Here is a 21,380-nt window from a genome sequence, read left to right as displayed (position 1 = left end):
AACTCATGGAGGTGAGGTTCTATGGAGGACAAGGAAATTTTAAGTATTGTAGATACAATAAAGGCTGTGGAAAATGAGGTCGGAAAAGCCATCATAGGCCAGAAGGATGTTATCAGACAGGTGCTGATTGCTGTCTTTACAGGAGGGAATGTGCTTCTGGAGGGCTCACCGGGCCTGGGCAAGACCCAGCTTGTAAAAACCCTGTCAAAGGTAATGGATCTGTCTTTTTCAAGGATACAGTTTACACCTGATCTGATGCCTGCCGATGTGGTAGGTACAAATATTATAATGAAGGATGAGAAAGGCAGCAGTAAATTTGAATTTCAAAAAGGACCTGTTTTTGCCCATATGGTGTTGGCCGATGAGATTAACAGGGCCACTCCCAAAACCCAGTCGGCTCTGCTGGAAGCCATGCAGGAGCATACCGTCACTGTGGGAAACAGTACGTACCAGTTGGAGGAACCCTTTATGGTTCTGGCAACACAGAATCCTCTGGAGAACGAAGGCACTTATCCGCTGCCCGAAGCACAGCTGGACAGATTCCTTTTCAAGCTGATGGTACCCTATCCAAATCTTGAAGAGTTAAAGGGTATTATCGGAGTTACTGTAAACAATCAGACTTCGGTGCTGCAAACAATCATTGACAGAAGCCGGATTCTTGAAATAAGAGAAATTCTGAAAAAGGTACCCATGTCAAAGCTGGTTGAGGAATATGCGTTAAGAGTTGTTCTGGCAACCCACGCAGATTATGAAAAGGCTCCCGAACTATCCAGGAAATATATCAGATACGGGGCAAGTCCCAGGGCGGCTCAGGCAATAATTTCAACTGCCAGGGTAAGAGCAGTTATGGAAGGCAGGTATAACGTGTCTTTTGATGATATCAAATATGTGGCTCCGTCAGCATTGCGTCACAGGTTCTTTATGAATTTTGACGCCGTAGCCGATGGAATTACTCCGGAAGGAATAATAGAGGAAATATTGACAGGTCAATTGGATACGGCAAAGGTTTGAGGATGACTATGAAGGAAAAGGTGTTTGACGAGAATTTTTACAGAAAGCTGGAGAGTATTTCAATAAAGGCCCGTATGACTTTGACCGACGGGGCGGCCGGCGGGAGAAAATCAAAGGCAAAAGGCAGCTCGGTGGAGTTTTCAGACTTCAGGGAATACACGCCGGGAGATGATTTCAGGAGAATTGACTGGAATGCTTACGGGCGTTTTGATAAATTGTTCCTAAGGCTTTTCATGGAGGAAAGAGAAGCCCTTCTGAATATTTTTTGCGACTGCAGCAAATCCATGGATTTCGGAGAAAAAAGTAAGGCGGCAATGGCTTTGAGAATAACAGGAATATTGACTTATCTGGCCTTGAACAATTTGGACAGGGTGTGCTTGAACAGATTGCAGGAAGGTACCGTAGTTACTTCTTCTTCCTATATGGGTAAAAGCTCCTTTCAAAAGGCCTTACAATTTCTTGAGTCGGGCAGTTTCATGGGGAATACCAATCTTGCCGAAAGCATAAAAAGAAAAGAGCTGAAAAGCAGAGGGATTTCGGTAGTCATTTCAGATTTTTTCACAACGGGCTCAATTGACGAGGTAATAAAATATCTTGCCTTTAAGAAGCAACAGATTATTTTGATACAGGTATTGTGCGAGGACGAACTTGACCCACGGCTGGGCGGACAGGTCCGGCTTGTGGACAGTGAAACAGAGGCTGAAATGAATCTTACCATAACACCAAAGCTGTTAAAGGCTTATGAGGCAAAGTTAAGAGGTTTACAGACAGGAATTAAGGCTTCGGCAAAAAAATACGGAGGGGTATTTTTTCATATATCCAGCTCTGACAGCCTGGAAAAAATAGTATTTGAAGATTTCGCCAGGGAGGGATTACTATGAGACTTATTTCTCCCAATGGGTTGTGGTTTTTAACACTCATCCCTGTTTTTGTTCTGATGTATATACTAAAGCAGCGTTATGAGGAAAGACAGGTTTCGAGCCTGTACTTATGGCATCAGGTAATAATGGAGCTGGATGCAACCAGCCCTTTTCAAAGGCTAAAGAGGAATCTGTTGTTTTTTCTGCAGCTGCTCATATTGCTGCTGTGTATTTTTGCACTTGCCAGGCCTTTCTTATGGTGGAAAAACAACAATTATGAGAATATTGTCATGGTGGTTGACAATTCCGGCAGCATGAGTGCCCTTGGAGGGAGCGGAAAGAAACTGGATGAGGCCAGGATAAAAGCTGAGGAACTGATAAACTCATTGTCGTCGGGAACCAGGATGACCTTGATTTCGGCTGCCAGAAACGTAAAAGTGGAAATCAGCGGAAGTACCGACAAAAAGGAGCTCCTGAACAGTCTTAAAGACATAGAACCCACTAATAGTGCGGGCAGTATTGAAGATGCATATTCCCTTGTAAAGGCAATATGTGATCAATATGAAAGCTGTAAAGTGGTATATTTCACTGATCACCAACTGGACATGAAGGACCTGAACGGTGAAGTTGTGGAGCTTGGTCCCGAGAGGCCCAATGTAAGCCTGGATTATATTGCCGGTACAAAGACCGGCAATGGTTTAAAGGTCATGGTAAGGATGACAAATCACGGGGCAGAAAGCACGGATGCCGAGCTCTGCCTTTATGGTGAAGAAAAACTTATCTCCATAAAGAATGAAGTTTTGAAGTCAGGTGAGACTAAAACAGTTTATTTTGACAATGTGCCTGACGACAATAAGTACATATACGGAGAGCTGTCAAAAGAGGACGGCCTTTTGGAGGACAACAGGATATATTCCGTTACAAAACAAAAGGAAGTAAAAAAAGTCCTGCTTTCAACCCAGCAGAATATATTTCTGGAAAAAGCCCTGAACACACTTAAAGATATAGAATTGTTCAAAACGCTTCCTGATGAGCAAATAAACGAAGAATTTGATCTGTATATATTCGACGGAGGCTATGAAGGAAAACTGCCTGAAAAAGGGAATATATTATTTTTAAATCCTCAGCAGAGCAATTCCTTTTTCAAGGTTGAAGAAGAGTTGACCGGAAACAGGGGCTCTGTCGCAGCTCACGCGGTTACCAAATATATGAACAACAGCGATTTTGTTATTTCAAGCTTTAATCCCATTGAAATGCCATATTGGGCCAGTCCGTTAATTAAAATAGATGACAAAAATGCGGCCTTTGCGGGAGAGATTAAGGGACAGAAGGTAGCCGTACTCGGGTTTGATCTGCACAATTCGGATTTCCCGCTGACTCTGGAGTTTCCCATTTTCATAAACAACCTGATTTCATATCTGATAGATAGAGATACCATGGCAAATAACCAGTATAACAGCGGAGAGGATATAGACATAACGCCTTTACCCGAGGCTGAGAAAATATTCGTTAAAGACCCGGAAGGCAAAAGAACCGAACTTGGTTCCCAATATCCTGTAAAGCCTTATGATAAAACCTTTTCGACGGGAATATATGAAATAATACAAAAAGTCGGTGACAAGGAAATAGAGAGAGCTATTGCGGTGAATTTTCCGGTCTCCGAGAGCGGTTCCTCAAATATTGACAGTTCGGTCAATAAGGCCGAAGACGGAAAAGAGGCCGATGGCGTAACAGAAAATACCGGCAGCAAGCCCGGCAGTATGTTGAAAAACAGCGGAGGCATAAATCTGCTGAATATACTTTTATTTGCTGCACTGCTTGCAATTATTCTGGAATGGGTGGTCTACACAAGGCAGTACCGGACTTGAGAAATAACCATTGAAGAAATTGAAAGATAATATTTGGTCATTCCAAAAGTAATATGGAAGGAAATATTGAAAGGAAATTATTTATGGGACTTAGCTTTGAAAGGCCGTATTTGCTGCTTCTGATCCCAATCCTGCTGGGATTGGTTTTGCTGCTTTCAACCAAATGGCTCAAAAGATTGAATAAGAGTAAAAAAACCTGGATAATTGCACTTCGCTGTGCAGTTTTAACCCTTCTGGTTTTAGCCTTGAGCGGCATGAGTCTGACCTGGAAACTCAATAATGTCACAACTCTTTTCTTAATAGATGCCTCGGATTCAACTCATTCAAGCAAAGGCGATATGGAGGAATTCATAAAAGAGGCCTATAAACTCAAAGGCCCCAAAGATAAGCTGGGCGTTATATCCTTTGGCGACAATGCACAGGTTGAAAGCTTTATCAGTGATGAAACGAACTTTTCCCAAATTGAAGGAAAAATTAACGGAAATTATACCAATATTGAAAATGCCCTCGCGACCGCACTGTCTCTTTTTCCGGCCAACAGCAATAAAAGGGTGGTTCTGATTTCGGACGGGGAAGAGAATTCCGGCAATGCCGGCAGGATTGCCCTGTCTCTGCAGGAACAGGGCATAGATTTCAAATATCATAAAATTGAGAAGAGCGCGGGAGAGGAAGCCCTTGTTGAAAAAATAGAGGTTCCCGAAAGACTGGCACTGGATGAGGAATTCAACCTTGTGGTTACAATAAACAGCACAGCCGTTCAAAAAGCAAAGCTGAGTCTTGTAAGTGAAAGAACCAAGCTTTCCGAGCAGACAGTCCAGCTGCAAAAGGGCTTGAACAAGTTTGTTTTCAGGGATAAGGCTGTCACAGGAGGCTTTAAAAGTTATAATGTACTCATTGAACCCGAAAAGGACAGTCAGCCCAAAAACAATGAAGCGTCCTGCTATACCAATATAGTGGCCAAACCCAGGATTCTTGTAATTGAAGATAGTGAGGGCGAGTCGGAGGAGCTTGTAAAAATGCTTAAGGCATCTTCTGCCGATTATACAGTTGTAAATGCCAGGGCTGCGCCCGGAAACATACATGATATGAATATCTACAAGACAATCATAACCTGTAATGTACAAATAGACAGCTTGAATGAAGGTTTCAGGAATTCCATCGAAAGCTATGTAAAGGACTTCGGGGGAGGTTTTATTGCCACAGGCGGGGATAATTCCTTTGCCCTGGGGGGTTATTCAAAGACACCTCTGGAAAAGGTTCTGCCTGTTTATATGGATATGAGGGGCAAGAAAGAAGCTCCCAAAATGGCAATGCTGCTCATCATCGATAAATCGGGAAGTATGTCCGAAGGTGTGGCGGGTATCAGCAAGGTGGATATGGCAAAGGAAGGTGCCATAAGGAGTCTGGATTCCTTAAGAGTGGGAAAGGATGAAATTGGTGTATTGTCTCTGGACGGTGCATACAGCTGGGTGGTAAAAAGGCAGGTAATCAATGACCCCGGGGCCATTGAAGAGGATATCGGTTCCATACGTGCCGACGGCGGGACAAGTATTATACCATCTCTTGAAGCTGCCTATAACTCACTTAAGGAAAGTGACGCAAAAATAAAGCATATTATACTGCTGACCGACGGGCTTGCCGAAAGAACCGGCTATGATACTTTGCTGAGCAATATAAACAAGGAGAACATAACGGTTTCTACGGTAGCGGTGGGGCAGGATTCGGACAAACAGCTGCTTTCCATGATTGCCAATAGATGCAGCGGCAGATTTTATATAACAGATGCCTATACAAATATACCTTCCATTTTCACAAAAGAGACTTTTATGGCAGCCCGAACCTATTTAAACAACAGGGAGTTTACTCCTGCAATAAATTATGAGCACTCGGTGCTTAAAGGAGTTGCAGAAGGTGGCCTGCCTTCGCTTCTGGGATATGTGGGCGCATCTCAGAAGGAAACGGCAAGGGTGGTCTTGAAAAGTGATGAGGACGATCCTATCCTGACCGTTTGGCAGTATGGGCTTGGCAAGGCTGTGGCCTGGAATTCCGACGTTTCCGGCAAATGGAATGCCAACTATATCCCATGGAACAAAAATCTCAAGCTCTGGCAGAATATTATTAATTTTACCGTGGAGAACTATGATAATGAGAATGCATCACTTGAAATAACTCAACAGGGCTCAAAGGCAACAGTCAGTTTAAAAAATAAAAATTTTGAAAATGAGTTGAACTCTGTGGCAACTGTAATTTCTCCCTCGGGGGAATCCTTTGAAACCCGGTTGAACCCCGTTGCTCCCGGGCAATATTCAGGCAGTTTTGATATTAAGGAAGACGGGGTATATATGGTAAGCGGGAAGCAGGAACTGAACGGTGAATTGATAAACGCCGTAAAGCAGGGCTATGCGGTTCAGTATTCTCCCGAATACAAGATTAACAGCAGTGATAACCTTGAGAAACTTGTTGCCGGGATAGGGGGAAAGATGATCACCCAACCCAAGGAGGTTTATACCGGTGACCTGCAATATAAAAGGGGTCAGAGGGATCTGACCGCATATTTGATATCGCTTTTCCTCATTTTGTTCATGCTGGACATTGCACTGAGAAGGTTGAGCCTGAATAAAAATAAATTGCAGCACGCACTGGAAACGGCTGGCGGCAAAGTAAGAGCAATAATAGTACGAAAGCCGGTGAAAAGCGGCAATGATTTCGGACAGAGGGAACATCCTGGCGATATTAAGGCCGTTTCAAATAAACCGGATTCTGCCGCCGGTTATGGGAATATTGACAGCTATGCCGATATTGAGCAGGAGTCGGAACAAAAGGATAGGCCGGTTAAGGACGGGGAAAGGACTATTGAATCCAATACCCTCGATACTTCTCAGCTGCTGAAGCGAAAAAAATTCAAATAACTTATACGGGTGGTATGATTTACATCCAATGCCCGCAATGACAGACTTAAGGTATCTATCCCCTACGGGATACTGACTTGAGTCTGTCGATGATTAACCTGCAAATTAACGGCAATACCCAGAAGATGGGGAAAGAATAAATATGATGCCAGATGATTGGTTTGTAAAAGGCGAGCAGCATAAATACCGGCTCCATTACAAAGGAAGAAAATGCTGCCAGAAGGCCGTTAACAAGGAAGAAGGATTTCCAGCTCCTGCAATATTGATATACCAGCATAAACGAAACAGGTATGACAACAAAATCATGGATTTCCGAGAATTCCAGAGGTAAAACTCTATAGGGATATTCCCAGAATACCATATAAGTCCCTGTTATATCCAGAAGTGTTGAGATCAGGGATATTAAAAATCCAAATGCTATTATTTCAAGCCCTCTTTTTCTGTCCAGCAATTTCCCGATTATTAATAAAAATATCAAAATAATGGTTATTTTAAGAAACCATCTCCAGGTCAGGAATTCATAGTCCAACCAATTCTTTAACGATGCCTGGAAAAGTTCTTTTTTTATATCAGCCATAGTATTGGTCATGAGTCACCTCATAAATAAGTATTTGTATTTATTATAATTTTATTTATGGTTTGATTGTTTTGCATAATTGACTTGAAAATTGCCATAAATAGGATAAAATTATTATAAAAGGCAAAAGCAGGAAGTATGATATTTTGACAGCATAACGCAGGTTATATCCAGATGTAACAAAAGGGACTTTACAGGCTTTTAAAAGCATGACAGGTTTACATTATGGAGAGGTGAGACAATGTATAAAGTATTTCTTGTAGATGATGAAATAGTAGTCCGCAATGGGATCAGGGATTGTATCAATTGGGAAGAAACCAATTTTGTATTCTCAGGCGAAGCACCGGACGGTGAGTTCGCACTGTCGCTTATTCAGGAAATAAAGCCTGATATTCTTATAACGGATATTAAAATGCCCTTTATGGATGGTTTGCAGTTAAGCCGGATAGTCCGGAGAACCATGCCCTGGGTCAGGATTATTATTCTCACCGGACATGAGGAGTTTAGCTTTGCCAGAGAGGCACTGCGTATGGGCGTTGCCGAATACCTGCTGAAGCCTGCGGCTCCGGGAGATATCCTGGAATCCTTGAAAAAAATGGAATTTCAACTTGAAAATGAAAAAAGGGAAAGAGAAAATGCTGAAAAAATAAAAAAGCAGCTTTCACAGAATTCATCTCTTTTCAGGGATAAATTTTTAAATCAAATGCTGCTGGGATTGCTTTCTCCTGCTGAGGTCATTGATAATTGCGCCGGTTTTAATATCAATATTATTTCTAAATTTTATATGGTTGGTATCATAGGGATAAAAATTCCCAACATGGATCTTTCAGAGGGAAAGTACCCGGAAATACTCAGGTCTGAGACGTTAATAGATGAGATATTGGATATAAACGATAAAGTTATAAAATTCAACAGGGTTTTAGGAGAAATAGTACTTATCATAAAAGGAAATAATGCAAAAAATACGGAGGAGGCGGCATATGCTCTGGTACAAACCCTTAAATGCCAGATGGAGCGGAACGCTTCCTGTATACTTGAAATCAGTATGGGCAGTGTAAGAGAACGAATTCAAGGTATTGCCCAATCATACCGGGAAGCGGATTTAATAAAAAATTACCGGTATATTTACGGTAAACATAGAATTATTGGCTATAAGGATGTTAGATCTGCAATTGGGGGTAAAAAAGAATTTACTGATATATTTAAGAATGATGTTTATGGTTTTCTGAAGTGTGGATTGAAGTCCGATGTCCGGGATTTTGTCAGGCAATATATGGACAACCTGAACAGGGCAGAAATGAAATCCCTCATATATTTATATTACTCATTCATGGATCTTGTATTAAACGTATCCAGGTTTATAAGCCAACTGGGAGGAAAGGCTGAACAGCTGATACCGTGGATGGCGGATCTGGAAAACTTCATTACCTGTGTCGACTCAATAGAGAAGTTTGGTGAGCTGTCGGAAGCTGTTTTGAATAAGGTGTTGGAGTTCAGGGATGCAAGAGCGGAGGAAAAGTATGAGGGAATAATTATAAAAGCCAAGGAGTATATGCACAATAATCTGTCCAATTCGGGCATTTCCCTCAATTCAGTGGCGTCCTTTGTAAATGTCAGCCCCAGCCATTTCAGTACCATATTCAGCCGGGAAACCGGGGAAAATTTTATTGAATACCTTACAAAAGCCAGGGTAAAAAAAGCCAAGGAGCTTTTGAAGACAACTCCTCTTAAATCTACTGAAATTGCGTATAGTGTGGGCTACAACGATCCGCACTACTTCTGTTATATTTTTAAGAAAGCTGTTGGGATCACACCGATGGAATATAGAACGGAAAGACTGATTAATAAGAAGTGATAAGATACGGCTGGTTTTCTAATAAATTCTTACAAAATTCAAAATAAAATACACAAATATGCTGGAAATGCTTATAATTGTATTTTTTTCTGTGTTGTAACAGGATAATTGTCAAAAATTTTCAACAAAAGTCCAAAAAAGATTAATATTGGGATGGTAACTATTTACATTATAATAAAAATATCCAGCATAAGGGAATGGTATTGAAATACAAATACGATATATCGTATTTGATATTTAAAAAATAGATGGAGGATATAAGTATGGAAAATAATTTAAAATACAGAATAATCAGTATTCTGTCGGTTACTCTTTTGTTTGTTTTCATAATAGGCAATAGTTTTACTCTCACTGCTGATGCCGCACTGGCCACAGGGAAGGCCAAATGGGTAGGAAACATATGGGCCGATGCCAATGTGCCAAGCAAATTTGCAGATTACTGGAACCAGATTACTCCGGAGAACTCAACAAAATGGGGATCCTGTGAATCCCAGCAGGGTGTCTACAACTTTAATGCGGCCAAAGCCATGTACAATTACTGCAAGACAAATAAAATACCGTTTAAATTCCATACCCTGATATGGGGATCTCAGTATCCCAACTGGTTAAACAATCTTTCAGGCACAGCCAGAAAAACAGCCGTTGAAAATTGGTTCAAAGCCGCCTCTCAAAATTTTCCCGACGCAGAATATATTGATGTAGTAAACGAAGCTATGCCGGGACATGCTCCATTTCCCTTCAAAAATGACATCGGAGGCGACAACGGTCTTTATGGCACAGGCTGGGACTGGATAGTGTGGTCCTTTGAAAAGGCCCGCCAGTATTTCCCAAATTCCAAACTGCTGATTAATGACTATAACGTTCTGAATGAATATTCCGTTCTCAATGACTATATAAAGGTTGTAAATATATTAAAAGACAGGGGTTTGATTGACGGCGTGGGATGCCAGTCGCATGGACTTGAAAATACAAATGCCACCAATTTGAAGACAAGATTGGACAGGCTGGCTGCCACAGGAGTACCCATATACATATCGGAACTGGATATCAATATAGCGGATGATAATACGCAGAAAAACAAGCTGCAGGAACTTTTCCCCGTAATGTATGAACATTCGGCAGTAAAAGGTATTACCTTCTGGGGCTATATACAAGGCCGTACATGGATACCAAATTCATATCTGCTGCGCAGTGACGGATCTGAAAGGCCTGCACTGACATGGTTAAAGCAGTATATGGCCAATGTTCCCGATAATCCGGATACGCCTGTGAATCCCAGAAGCGCATTTTCAAAATTGGAAGCTGAGAGTTACAACGACCAATCGGGTATCCAAAAGGTAACCTGCGATGAAGGAACCGAGGCTATCGGCTATATTGAAAACGGTGATTATGCCGTTTATAAGAGCATTGATTTCGAAAACGGTGCGGCAGGCTTTCAGGCAAGAGTGTCCAGTGCTGCCGGCGGAGGTAATATTGAAATCAGGCTTGACAATATTAACGGTACTCTTGCAGGAACCTGTCCTGTTGCCGGAACGGGCGGCTGGCAGGTCTTCAGCGATGTAAAGTGCATGATCGGCGGGGCTGACGGAAAGCATGACCTGTACCTGAAATTTACCGGCGGAAGCGGCTACCTGTTTAATGTTAACTGGTTCACCTTCAGTAAAGAGGATAGCTCTATAAAATTTGGGGATTTAAATTCCGACGGGCAAATAGACGCTATTGATTTTCAGCTGATTAAAAAGCATATTCTCGGAACCGAAATACTGCGGGATACGAAACCTGCGGATTTGAACGCGGATGGTTCGGTTGATTCCCTGGACTTTGTTCTTTTAAAGCAATATTTGCTGGGTATGATAACAAAATTTCCGGCTGAGATTTCATAAAGCTTTATAAGAGAGAGGAACAGCATTCCACACTCCGGCACAGGTACGTGGCAGAACTATATAAAAACATCACAAAACATCGCTATAAAGGGGGATTTGTCATGAGAAGAAAGTTAAAGGCTTTTGGAAGTTTGATTATGGTTTTTTGTTTGATTTTTACTGTGACACTGCCGGGAATATCAATGGGAGCTGCGGCACAATCTTACAAATGGCAAAATGTAAAAATAGAAGGCGGCGGAGGCTACATACCTGGAATTGTTTTCAGCCCTGCCGAAAAAAATCTTGTTTACGCCCGTACCGATATGGGAGGAGCCTACCGGAGTACCGACGGCGGCAGCACCTGGACGCAACTGCTGAACTGGGTGAGCTATGAAGATTTTGAACTTGCCGGTGTGGACAGTCTGGCAGTCGATCCGTCGGATGCCGGAAGGCTTTATCTGCAATGCGGCATGTATACAAACAGCTGGGGGACGCGGGGAGCGATACTGAGATCCGCCGACAGGGGAAATACCTTTCAGATAACCGAGCTGCCTTTTAAAGTGGGCGGAAACATGCCGGGCCGTAACATGGGTGAACGTTTGGCTGTGGACCCCAACAAGAACAGCATTTTATTCATGGGCACCCGGGAAGGACAGGGACTTTGGAAGAGTACCGACTACGGTGCCACCTGGCAGAAAGTAACGGGTTTTCCCAATCCGGGCACTTATGTACAGGAGCCCGATGATCCTAACGATTACCTGAATCACAACCCCGGAGTAGTATGGGTGACTTTTGACAAGAGATCGGCAGCGGCAGGGAATGCCACCAGGACTATCTATGTGGGTGTGGCCGACCTGGACAAAAGTATTTACCGCAGCACCGACGGAGGTGCCACCTGGGAAGCAGTTCCCGGTCAGCCTTCCGGAATGCTTCCCCAGCATGGGAAGCTGAGTTCAAACGGCATGCTGTATGTTCCCTACAACAACACACAGGGGCCCTATGACGGCAGCACCGGAGATGTCTGGAAGCTCAATACTGCAACAGGAGTCTGGACAAGGATAAGCCCCATACCTTCCACCGATACATCCAACTGTTATTTTGGCTACGGCGGACTTGCCATCGATCCTCAGAATCCCGATACCATCATGGTGGAATCTCTGAGCTCCTGGTGGCCGGATGGCTACATATGGCGCAGCAAGGATGCGGGTGCCACCTGGTCCCCTATCTGGAGCCTGAACGGCTATCCCAACCGGGTCAATAAATATACTTTTGACTATTCTGCGGCACCCTGGATGGACTTCGGAGAGACCAAATCACCTCCCGAAACCTCACCAAAGCTGGGTGCCATGCTGGCTTCGCTTGAGATTGATCCCTTTAATCCCAACAGATTCATGTTCGGCACAGGTGCGGGAATCTGGAAATGTGATAATGCAAATAATTGGGATGACGGTACCATGGTCATCAAGACCGGCTCCATAGGTATGGAAGAAACTTCGGTTCTGAGCCTGGTCAGCCCTCCCACCGGCCCTAACCTGGTGAGCGGTGTAGGAGACATAGGAGGCTTTATTCACACCGATTTGACCAAAGCGCATCCGTGGACCTTTGTCCAGCCAAATCTGACCAGCAACACCTGCATTGATTTTGCCGAGAATAATCCGCAGTTCTGGGTGCGCTGCGGGAATGTGGACAAGCAGTGGTACCCCAACACCAACCGCACCGGTTTCTCATATGCCGGAGGTACAAGCTGGTTCCAGGGCAACAGCGAACCAGCAGGAATGCCTGCCAGCGGGGGCGGAGGCACAATAGCTGCAAATGCCGACGGCACTGCGGTGGTATATGCTCCGGCGTCTGACAGTGTGGCCGTATGCTATTCCACAGACAACGGGAACAGCTGGTTACCTGTACAGGGGGGCGTTCCGAACGGTGCAAAAGTGCGTTCCGACCGTGTAAATCCAAACAAATTCTATGCCTTTAAGGACGGAGACTTCTACTATAGCAGCGACAAGGGGAAAACCTTCACAAAGTCGGCGGCGGCGGGTCTTCCCAGAAAAGGCAATACTGATAATTTCAAGGCCATATTCGGGAGGGAAGGCGATATCTGGCTTGCTCCGGGAGGTGACAGGGCAGAGGGGCTTTATGGGCTGTGGCATTCAACCGACGGGGGTAAATCCTTTACAAAAATTTCAAAAGTGCAGAGATCCGAGATGGTAGGCTTTGGCATGGCCGCACCCGGACAAAGCTATCCGGCCATATACATACAGGGCATAGTTGACAGCGTTCGCGGTTTTTACCGTTCCGATGACGCAGGAGCATCCTGGATAAGGATTAATGATGATCTGAACCAGTTTGGAAATGCGGATGCCGATATTACCGGGGATCGCAGAGTGTATGGCCGCGTATATGTGGGCACCAACGGGTTTGGCATAAAGATGGGGGAGCCGGCAGGTTCCAATCCGGAATACACCATAGGTGATCTCAATGGGGATTCCAGCGTTGATGCGACGGACTATGCCCTGATGAAGATGTACCTGCTTGGAATCATCACGGATTTCCCTGTACAAAATGATATCCTGGCAGGGGATCTGAATACCGACGGAGTTATTGATGCGCTTGATTTTGCAATATTCAAGATGTATCTGCTGGGTACGGTTACCCAATTGCCCTATTTAATTAAATAATATGTGAATCAATTGATGATATTACATTGGCGAATATAAAATGATTTTTACTGCCGGGGGCAGGTATTAATTCTCTAATGGAGGTTCGGATATGTTCAGAAAAGTATTTTATGTTCTTTTACTCTGTGCACTGCTGATCATGTTCTCTGCCTATCCACAGGCAGCAGCGGCAAAAACATCCCGTCAGATGGAATATCTGGACCGCGGGACAGTGGCTGTCAAGGTTGGCGGAGGAGTTTTTGTAAGCTGGCGTATATTGGGTACTGAGAAATCCAATGTGACATATAATCTTTACCGTGACTCAGCTCTGGTGGCTAATATTGCAGGTGCCGGCAACTATGTGGATAAAGCCGGCACCGCAGGTTCAAAATACTCGGTAAGTGCCGTAGCCGGCGGTACCGAACTGCCAAAGTCACCCTCTGTCAGTGTATGGGGCAGTAACTTCATGCAGATTCCCCTCCAGATCCCTTCCGGGGGGACCACACCCGACGGGGTGGCATATACCTACAGTGCAAATGATTGCAGTGTGGGAGATCTGGATGGTGACGGACAATATGAAATCATTTTGAAATGGGACCCTTCAAATGCCAAAGATAATTCTCAAAGCGGATATACCGGCAATGTTTACCTGGATGCCTATAAACTGAACGGCACACGGCTGTGGAGGATAGATCTGGGAAGAAACATACGTGCCGGAGCACATTATACCCAGTTCATGGTATATGACCTGAACGGTGACGGTAAAGCCGAACTGGCCTGTAAGACGGCTGACGGAACAAAAGACGGTACGGGTGCCACAATAGGCAATGCCGGCGCAGACTACCGCAACTCCTCGGGATATATTCTGTCGGGACCGGAATACCTGACAGTATTTGACGGAATTACGGGCAAGGCACTTTATACCGGAGACTATGAACCTGCCAGGGGAACGGTTTCCAGCTGGGGGGATTCCTATGGCAACCGTGTGGACCGTTTTCTTGCATGCATTGCCTACCTGGATGGGGTACACCCAAGTCTTGTCATGTGCCGCGGCTACTATACACGGACAGTACTTGCGGCATATGACTGGAACGGTTCAACCCTGACCAGGCGCTGGATCTTCGACAGCAACAGCAGCGGAAATTCCGGATATGCGGGGCAGGGCAACCACAACCTAAGTGTTGCCGATGTGGACAACGACGATAGGGACGAGATCATCTACGGCTCCTGCACCATAGACGACAACGGTAAAGGCTTGTATACCACAGGTCTGAGGCATGGGGATGCAATGCATGTGGGAGATCTTGACCCCAACCGTTCTGGACTTGAGGTTTGGGCCTGCCATGAGGATTCCGCCGGCAATGGAGGAGTGGGTGCATCCTTCCGGGATGCCAAAACAGGAAGCGTACTGTGGAAATTTACTGCTTCAGGTGATGTGGGGAGGGCATGCTCGGCCGACCTGACGGCGCAATATGCCGGAGAGGAGGTATGGGCGGCAGGAAGTTCCTTATACAGCAGTACAGGGCAAAATATAGGCTCGGCGCCTTCTCCCAAAAATTTCGCCATATGGTGGGATGGGGATGAACTCCGTGAACTTCTGGACAATACCAGCATCACCAAATACGGCGGCGGCACCCTGCTTTCAGCCGGCGGCTGTTCTTCCAACAATGGCACAAAAGCTACTCCCTGCCTGCAGGCCGACATTTTGGGAGACTGGCGTGAAGAAGCCGTCTGGAGAACGTCGGATAATAAATACTTGAACATTTATACAACGACAGATGTGACAAGCCGGCGGATATATACCCTGATGCATGATCCTGTTTACAGGCTGGGGATTGCCTGGCAGAATACAGCCTATAACCAGCCGCCCCATACCGGGTTTTTCCTTGGAAACGGTATGAGTACACCTCCTGAACCATCTATTTATCTGGCCGGGGATGCTTCAAACCCTGTTATTATTTATGGTGATATAAATGATGACGGAACGGTAAATGCCCTGGATTTCGCTTTATTAAAGAAGTATATATTGACGGGGGATGCCACAGGTATCAATTTAAAGGCTGCCGACGTGAACAGGGATGAGCAGGTGAACTCAATCGATCTGGCACTTATGAAAAGCTATCTTCTGGGAATTATCGGCGGTTTCTGACTTTAATTAATCATAAAAATTTAGGAGGATATTATTATGATATCTAAATTCAAGTCGTTTAAATGTTTTCTATTTGCTGCGGTTCTCCTGTCTGCAGCAGTAACTGCAGCTTCAGGCACAGCGGTATGGGCAGCATCCGGTTTGACATCGGATTTTGATCAATTGAATAATACCCAAATTGTTTCTGCCATGGGGGCGGGCTGGAATCTGGGAAACCAGCTTGAGGCTGTTGTCAATGGAACTCCGGGAGAAACAGCCTGGGGAAATCCTGTTGTTACAAAGGCTCTTATTCAGAAGGTAAAGGGGGCAGGCTTTAAAACCATCCGGATTCCTGTTTCATATTTCAGTAAGATAGGAAGTGCACCCAATTACACCATTGATGCGGCCTGGCTGTCCAGAATAAAAGAGGTGGTTGACTATGCATACAGTGAGGGCATGTATGTAATTATCAATATACACGGCGATGGTTATAATACCATCGGAGGTTCCTGGCTTTTATGCAACTCCGGTGATCAGACAACCATAAAGGCAAAATATCAAAAGGTATGGCAGCAGATCGCAAATACGTTTGTAAATTATGACGAGCATTTGATTTTTGAATCAATGAATGAGGAATTCGACGGCAGCTATGGTACGCCTAATCCCACATATTATTCGAATATAAACGCCTACAATCAGATTTTTGTCGACACGGTAAGGCAGACCGGAGGGAACAACAGTGCCAGATGGCTTCTGATTCCGGGCTGGAACACAAATATTGATTATACTGTGGGAAATTACGGCTTTGTGATGCCGTCCGACAATTACAGGTCGACCGCTGTTCCTGCCTCCGAAAAGAGGATAATGATATCGGTTCACTATTATTCACCCTGGGATTTCTGCGGTGAAGAATCCGGTACAATAACCCAGTGGGGAGCAACGGCAAAGGACCTTAACAGGAAATCCACATGGGGGCAGGAAGACTACATGGATTCACAGCTCAAATCGGTATATGACAAATTTGTTGTAAACGGGTATCCTGCCGTGATCGGCGAATTAGGTTCGGTTGATAAATCAAGTGCCGATCCCGCCAACATTATCTACCGTGAAATATTCGCAAAAACACTTTGCAGCCTTGCTAAAACCTATGGCTCAGTTCCGGTATATTGGGATAACGGCTATAACGGGGCATACGGATTTGCTCTGTTTAACAGGACCAACCTGACTGTGACCCAGCAGACCATCATAAATGCCATAATGAGCGGAATTGGCACAGGTACCGGCCCGGTTTACGGAGATGCCAACGGAGATAATGCGGTCGACGCAATTGATTATGCCATTCTTAAGCAATATCTTTTAAATATGGTCAATTTGCCGGAGAATTCCTTGAAGCTGGTTGACTTGAATAAGGATAATGCAGTGGATGCAATTGACATTGCTATATTAAAGATGTATCTCTTAGGTCAGATTACAAGTCTGCCCAGGGTATAAAAACTCAAAAACAATCCCCTTTGAATGTACAAGAGTTTTTCTGCATTCAAGGGGGATTGTTTTTGAGTATAGGAATTTATAAGTTTTAGAAGGGTAAGGAACGTAAAATTTTCTGCATGGCATTATACAGTCAATACCTATCATAAGGGTTTTCTAAAAACACATAAATATCTCCGGGCGTGCATTGACATTTCTATCCACAAAATATAATATTATAGCATAACCTGTAATACAGGTAGACAACATACAGCTATGAAATACTTTTGGAATGAAAGGTATGATATTCTTATGCCAATTAAGAAAATTACACGTCAAAGTATAGGCGAACAGGTTTTTGAACAGTTGAAGGAACAGATTTTCAATAATGAGTGGAAGAGGGGAGAAAAAATCCCTTCTGAGAATGACCTGGCGGTATCTTTTGGAGTGAGCCGTATTACCGTGCGCCAGGCGCTCCAGAAATTAACGGCGCTGGGCTTGATAGAAACCAGGCTGGGAGAGGGTTCCTTTATCAGGGATGCAGCTCCCGGAATCAATATGAATCCTCTTATACCCATCGCATATTTGAACGAGAACTCATTACAGGAGATTTTAGAGTACAGAAGGGCTCTGGAAGGAAATGTGGCTGAGCTGGCCACCGAAAAGGCCTCGGAAGATGAAGTGGCAAAGCTTGAGGAAGCATATAAATTAATGGAGCAGGTTAAGAATGAATTGGAGCTGTTTTCAAAAGCCGATTTGAATTTTCATCTTCTGCTTGCCAATATGACAAAAAATTCTCTTATCATTCAAACCTTTCACATATTCAATGATGTACTGAACCGGGCTTTTTCCCAAATCGTAAACGAAAGGGGAAACAGTGCGGGAATCTATTATCACAAACTGCTGCTTGAAGCGGTAAAAAACCGAAACTCCGGCGATGCAAAAAAGATCATGCAGGAACATATGGAGGATCTGTACAACACTTTTAAATCAAAAGCATAAAGTCTTAATCACAATAAAATATAAAGTCAGAATAGGAGTAGAGTCATGTATGAATTAAGTGTGTGGAAAACCGGTGCCGACAGGAGAAATTGCTGCTGCCGCCAGGAGGATACGACCGGTGTCGGGAAGGATTCAAGCAGCAGTGATCGGGCATTCATGATAGAGCTTGATCCGTCCGGAGAGTTCCAGGAAATTGCAGGGTTCGGAGGTGCATACAATGAGGTGGGCTGGGAGGCTGTGAGCTGTCTTTCCCGGGAAGAGCAGGCAAAGGTTTTTGATGCTCTTTTCGGCAGTGACGGCTGCCGGTTCAACTTATGCCGCACTCCCATTGGCGCCAGTGATTTTGCATTGGATGACTATTCACTGAATGATGTAAACGGCGATTTTGCCATGGAACATTTCAATATCTCAAGAGACAGAAAAAGGCTGATTCCGTACATTTCCAGATCAATGGAAATCAATCCTTCACTCAAGGTCTGGGGCTGTCCCTGGAGTCCTCCTTACTGGATGAAAACCTCGGGTGATATGTGCAATGGAGGAGAGCTTCTGGATACTCCGGAAAATCTCAGAGCTTATGCGGCCTATTTCAAAAAATACATAGAGGAATATGAAAAAGAAGGTGTGCCGCTGCTGGCGGTATGCATACAAAATGAAACCGACGTTGTCAATATTTATCCCACCTCGACCATGCCGCCGGAATTGATGAAGAAGTTCATAAGGGCTTATCTGGTGCCGGAACTTGTACGTTTTCAGGGAAAGCCGTTAAAAACCGGGATTTGGGCGGGTTCCATCCGAAATGTCATGGGATATGCCCATGAAGTGGTAAGCGATCCGGTTATAAAACAATTTGTCAAGGGAATCGGCTATCAGTATTCATCACCTGAAGTGGTAAGGGATTCCTATGAAAAATATCCCGGAATCAAGCTTTACCACACAGAATCCCCCTGTCACAACGGGGCAAATTCGTGGGAGGAGGCAAAGGAAATATATCTGGATATTGTGTCATATCTTGAAAACGGATGTGTCAACTACAGCTACTGGAATATGATTCTGGACGAATCCGCTCTGAGCTCGTGGGGCTGGAAACAAAACTCCATGCTCACAATAGACCGCACCACAAAAGAGGTGCTCTATAATTACGAATATTATGTAATGATGCATTTCAGCCATTATATTGAACCCGGTGCCAAAAGGATAAGTTCTTCCGGCAGTGTGGACGGCAGCATGATTGCTTTTAAAAATCCCGACCGGAGCATAATATTGCTGGTTTCCAATTTTTCTGACGAGAAGAGAACAGCTGATATCAGTCTGGAACAGGAGAATTTCAAGGTTGCTCTGGAGCCGTCAAGCATATATACTTTAAGGTTCTCCAGGGTTTAAAACTTTATATATAATTTTATGGATTGATATTGATTAACTTGGATTAGTGGGAGATGAAAACATGGAGAATATTATGCAAAAGAGTTCCTTTGAACGCCGGCTCTGGGCGCAGGTGGATGCACTCCAGCTGGGCTCGGGCTGGGATGAGGAAGATGTGGTCAAACCCCAGATTCTGATTGAGGATGCATATGGTGACAGCCATCCGGGAAGCACCCACCTCAATCAGCTCACCGAGCAGGCCAGGAGCGGCGTCCTTGAAGCAGGAGGCTGTCCTGCGAGATTTCATGCCACTGATATTTGCGACGGGTGTGCACAGGGACATAAGGGGATGAATTTTGTGCTGGCTTCCCGGGAGGCTATATGTGATATGGTTGAGGTGCATGGAAGTATGGTTTCCTGGGATGGGCTGATCCTGTCCTCCTCCTGTGACAAATCAATTCCTGCACATTTAAAAGCAGCAGCCAGGCTTGATATACCCGCCATATTCATACCGGGAGGCAGCATGAGGCCCGGTCCCAATATGACAACTTCACTGGTGGCCGGGGATATATCCTTACGGCAAAAAAGGAAGGGCGAAATAAGCGACAGTGAAGTCCGAGACTATAAGCTGACCGGCTGCCCGTCAGTAGGAGCATGTACATTTCTGGGCACGGCAAGTACCATGCAGTGTATGGCCGAGGCTCTGGGAATGGCATTGCCCGGAAGCGCGCTGGTTCCTGCAACCATGAGAGATATACTCTCATACTCCAGAAAAGCAGGCAGAAAAATTATGGAGCTGGTTTCAAAAGCTGTCACACCTGGCAGAATCATGACCAGGGAAGCATTTGTCAATGCCATTGTCGTACATAGTGCCATCGGAGGCTCCACCAATGCCACACTGCATTTACCTGCTATTGCCAGAGAACTTGGCATTCAATTGACACCTGATATATTTGATGAAATAAACCACAGAATACCGCATATCGGAAACATATTTCCGGGGGGAGAACACCTTACCGAAGCCTTCTGGTTTGCTGGCGGTGTACCCATGGTGCAGTTCATGCTCAGGGAGTATCTGAATCTGGAAGTGATGACTGTAACCGGAAAAACTCTGGGAGAAAATCTTGAGGATCTGCAAAGGGACAATTTTTTCAAGAGATATCTGGGCTATCTCTCCAATTACGGATTAAAGAGAGAAGATGTGATAATACCGGTAAATGAGTCCAAAGAAAAAGGTTCCATTGCGGTTTTAAAAGGAAATATAGCGCCTGAAGGATCCATAGTAAAATATGCAGCCTGTGCTGAAGGCCTGCGTAAGCACAAGGGCCCGGCCAGGGTTTACAATTCTGAAGAAGCTGCATACGGCGCCGTAGTAAATAATGAAATCAACCCCGGTGAAATAATAGTTATCCGCTATGAGGGGCCCAGGGGCAGCGGAATGCCTGAAATGTTGATGACCACTGAAGCTATTGTCTGTGACAGGAGATTGAACGGTACCGTTTCCCTTGTTACCGACGGCAGGTTTTCGGGTGCCACACGGGGGGCGGCAATAGGGCATGTTTCGCCCGAAGCAGCTGCCGGAGGACCGCTGGCCCTCATTGAAACGGGAGATATAATCGAATATGACATTGAAAACAGGAGCCTTAATGTGGTTGGTATTGACGGTCAGGAAATAGCTTTGGAGGAAGTGGAAAAAGTATTTTGCCGCCGGAAGCTGAAAAAGAAAGTCCTTCCGCCTCCTGCCAGAAAAGGTTTGCTTAAAAGATATACCGAGAATGCTCTTTCTGCCATGGAAGGCGCAGGTTATTAAATAACAAAGGAGATT

Annotated in this window: 13 protein-coding genes; 12 read left to right on the top strand and 1 reads right to left on the bottom strand. The window is 44.7% G+C overall.

Features of this window, described 5'->3' with window-relative positions; genetic code table 11:
• Window positions 1-21: 21 nt before the first annotated feature.
• The 4 genes from CTER_RS10135 (at window position 22) to CTER_RS10120 (ending at window position 6,648) form a co-directional block, all read left to right on the top strand.
• Window positions 22-1,011 (top strand): AAA family ATPase, encoded by a 990-nt coding sequence (locus CTER_RS10135; RefSeq protein WP_004625383.1) that lies wholly within the window; start codon window positions 22-24, stop codon window positions 1,009-1,011.
• Between the two features lie 8 nt (window positions 1,012-1,019).
• Window positions 1,020-1,892: a DUF58 domain-containing protein gene (locus CTER_RS10130; RefSeq protein WP_004625335.1), complete on the top strand. Its 873-nt coding sequence runs from the start codon at window positions 1,020-1,022 to the stop codon at window positions 1,890-1,892.
• Window positions 1,889-3,739 carry a vWA domain-containing protein gene (locus CTER_RS10125; protein ID WP_004625354.1) on the top strand — a complete coding sequence of 617 codons (1,851 nt, stop codon included), beginning with the start codon at window positions 1,889-1,891 and terminating at the stop codon, window positions 3,737-3,739. Before CTER_RS10130 ends, CTER_RS10125 begins: the two co-directional genes overlap by 4 nt.
• A gap of 83 nt (window positions 3,740-3,822) precedes the next feature.
• Entirely contained in the window at window positions 3,823-6,648 is a 2,826-nt protein-coding gene (locus tag CTER_RS10120) for a VWA domain-containing protein (protein WP_004625233.1), read from the top strand.
• Window positions 6,649-6,703: 55 nt separating this feature from the next.
• On the opposite strand, the gene CTER_RS10115 is transcribed toward CTER_RS10120, so the two are convergent.
• Complete coding sequence (locus tag CTER_RS10115) at window positions 6,704-7,237, bottom strand: CBO0543 family protein (protein ID WP_004625336.1); 534 nt, start codon at window positions 7,235-7,237, stop codon at window positions 6,704-6,706.
• A gap of 229 nt (window positions 7,238-7,466) precedes the next feature.
• Here CTER_RS10115 and CTER_RS10110 point away from each other — a divergent pair, with 229 nt between their 5' ends.
• From CTER_RS10110 to ilvD, 8 genes are all read left to right on the top strand, one after another.
• Window positions 7,467-9,080 carry a response regulator gene (locus tag CTER_RS10110; RefSeq protein WP_004625256.1) on the top strand — a complete coding sequence of 538 codons (1,614 nt, stop codon included), beginning with the start codon at window positions 7,467-7,469 and terminating at the stop codon, window positions 9,078-9,080.
• Between the two features lie 263 nt (window positions 9,081-9,343).
• Window positions 9,344-10,963: an endo-1,4-beta-xylanase gene (locus CTER_RS10105; protein ID WP_004625225.1), complete on the top strand. Its 1,620-nt coding sequence runs from the start codon at window positions 9,344-9,346 to the stop codon at window positions 10,961-10,963.
• 101 nt (window positions 10,964-11,064) lie between these two features.
• Complete coding sequence (locus CTER_RS28555; protein WP_004625312.1) at window positions 11,065-13,620, top strand: dockerin type I domain-containing protein; 2,556 nt, start codon at window positions 11,065-11,067, stop codon at window positions 13,618-13,620.
• A gap of 91 nt (window positions 13,621-13,711) precedes the next feature.
• A complete protein-coding gene (locus tag CTER_RS10095) occupies window positions 13,712-15,748 on the top strand; it encodes a rhamnogalacturonan lyase family protein (protein WP_004625295.1) in 2,037 nt (678 codons plus the stop codon).
• Between the two features lie 36 nt (window positions 15,749-15,784).
• Complete coding sequence (locus CTER_RS10090) at window positions 15,785-17,218, top strand: cellulase family glycosylhydrolase (protein WP_004625332.1); 1,434 nt, start codon at window positions 15,785-15,787, stop codon at window positions 17,216-17,218.
• A 252-nt stretch (window positions 17,219-17,470) separates the two neighbouring features.
• The gene (locus CTER_RS10085) at window positions 17,471-18,196 is read left to right on the top strand and encodes a FadR/GntR family transcriptional regulator (RefSeq protein ID WP_242834963.1); all 726 of its coding nucleotides are present in this window, start codon (window positions 17,471-17,473) and stop codon (window positions 18,194-18,196) included.
• Between the two features lie 45 nt (window positions 18,197-18,241).
• Window positions 18,242-19,576 carry a glycoside hydrolase family 30 protein gene (locus CTER_RS10080; protein ID WP_004625231.1) on the top strand — a complete coding sequence of 445 codons (1,335 nt, stop codon included), beginning with the start codon at window positions 18,242-18,244 and terminating at the stop codon, window positions 19,574-19,576.
• Window positions 19,577-19,637: 61 nt separating this feature from the next.
• Entirely contained in the window at window positions 19,638-21,365 is a 1,728-nt protein-coding gene (ilvD, locus tag CTER_RS10075) for a dihydroxy-acid dehydratase (protein WP_004625315.1), read from the top strand.
• Window positions 21,366-21,380: the final 15 nt, after the last annotated feature.

It is taken from the genome of Ruminiclostridium cellobioparum subsp. termitidis CT1112, assembly GCF_000350485.1.
Classification (GTDB): Bacteria; Bacillota; Clostridia; order Acetivibrionales; family DSM-1351; genus Ruminiclostridium; species Ruminiclostridium termitidis.
This window is presented reverse-complemented; position numbering and strand designations above follow the sequence as displayed.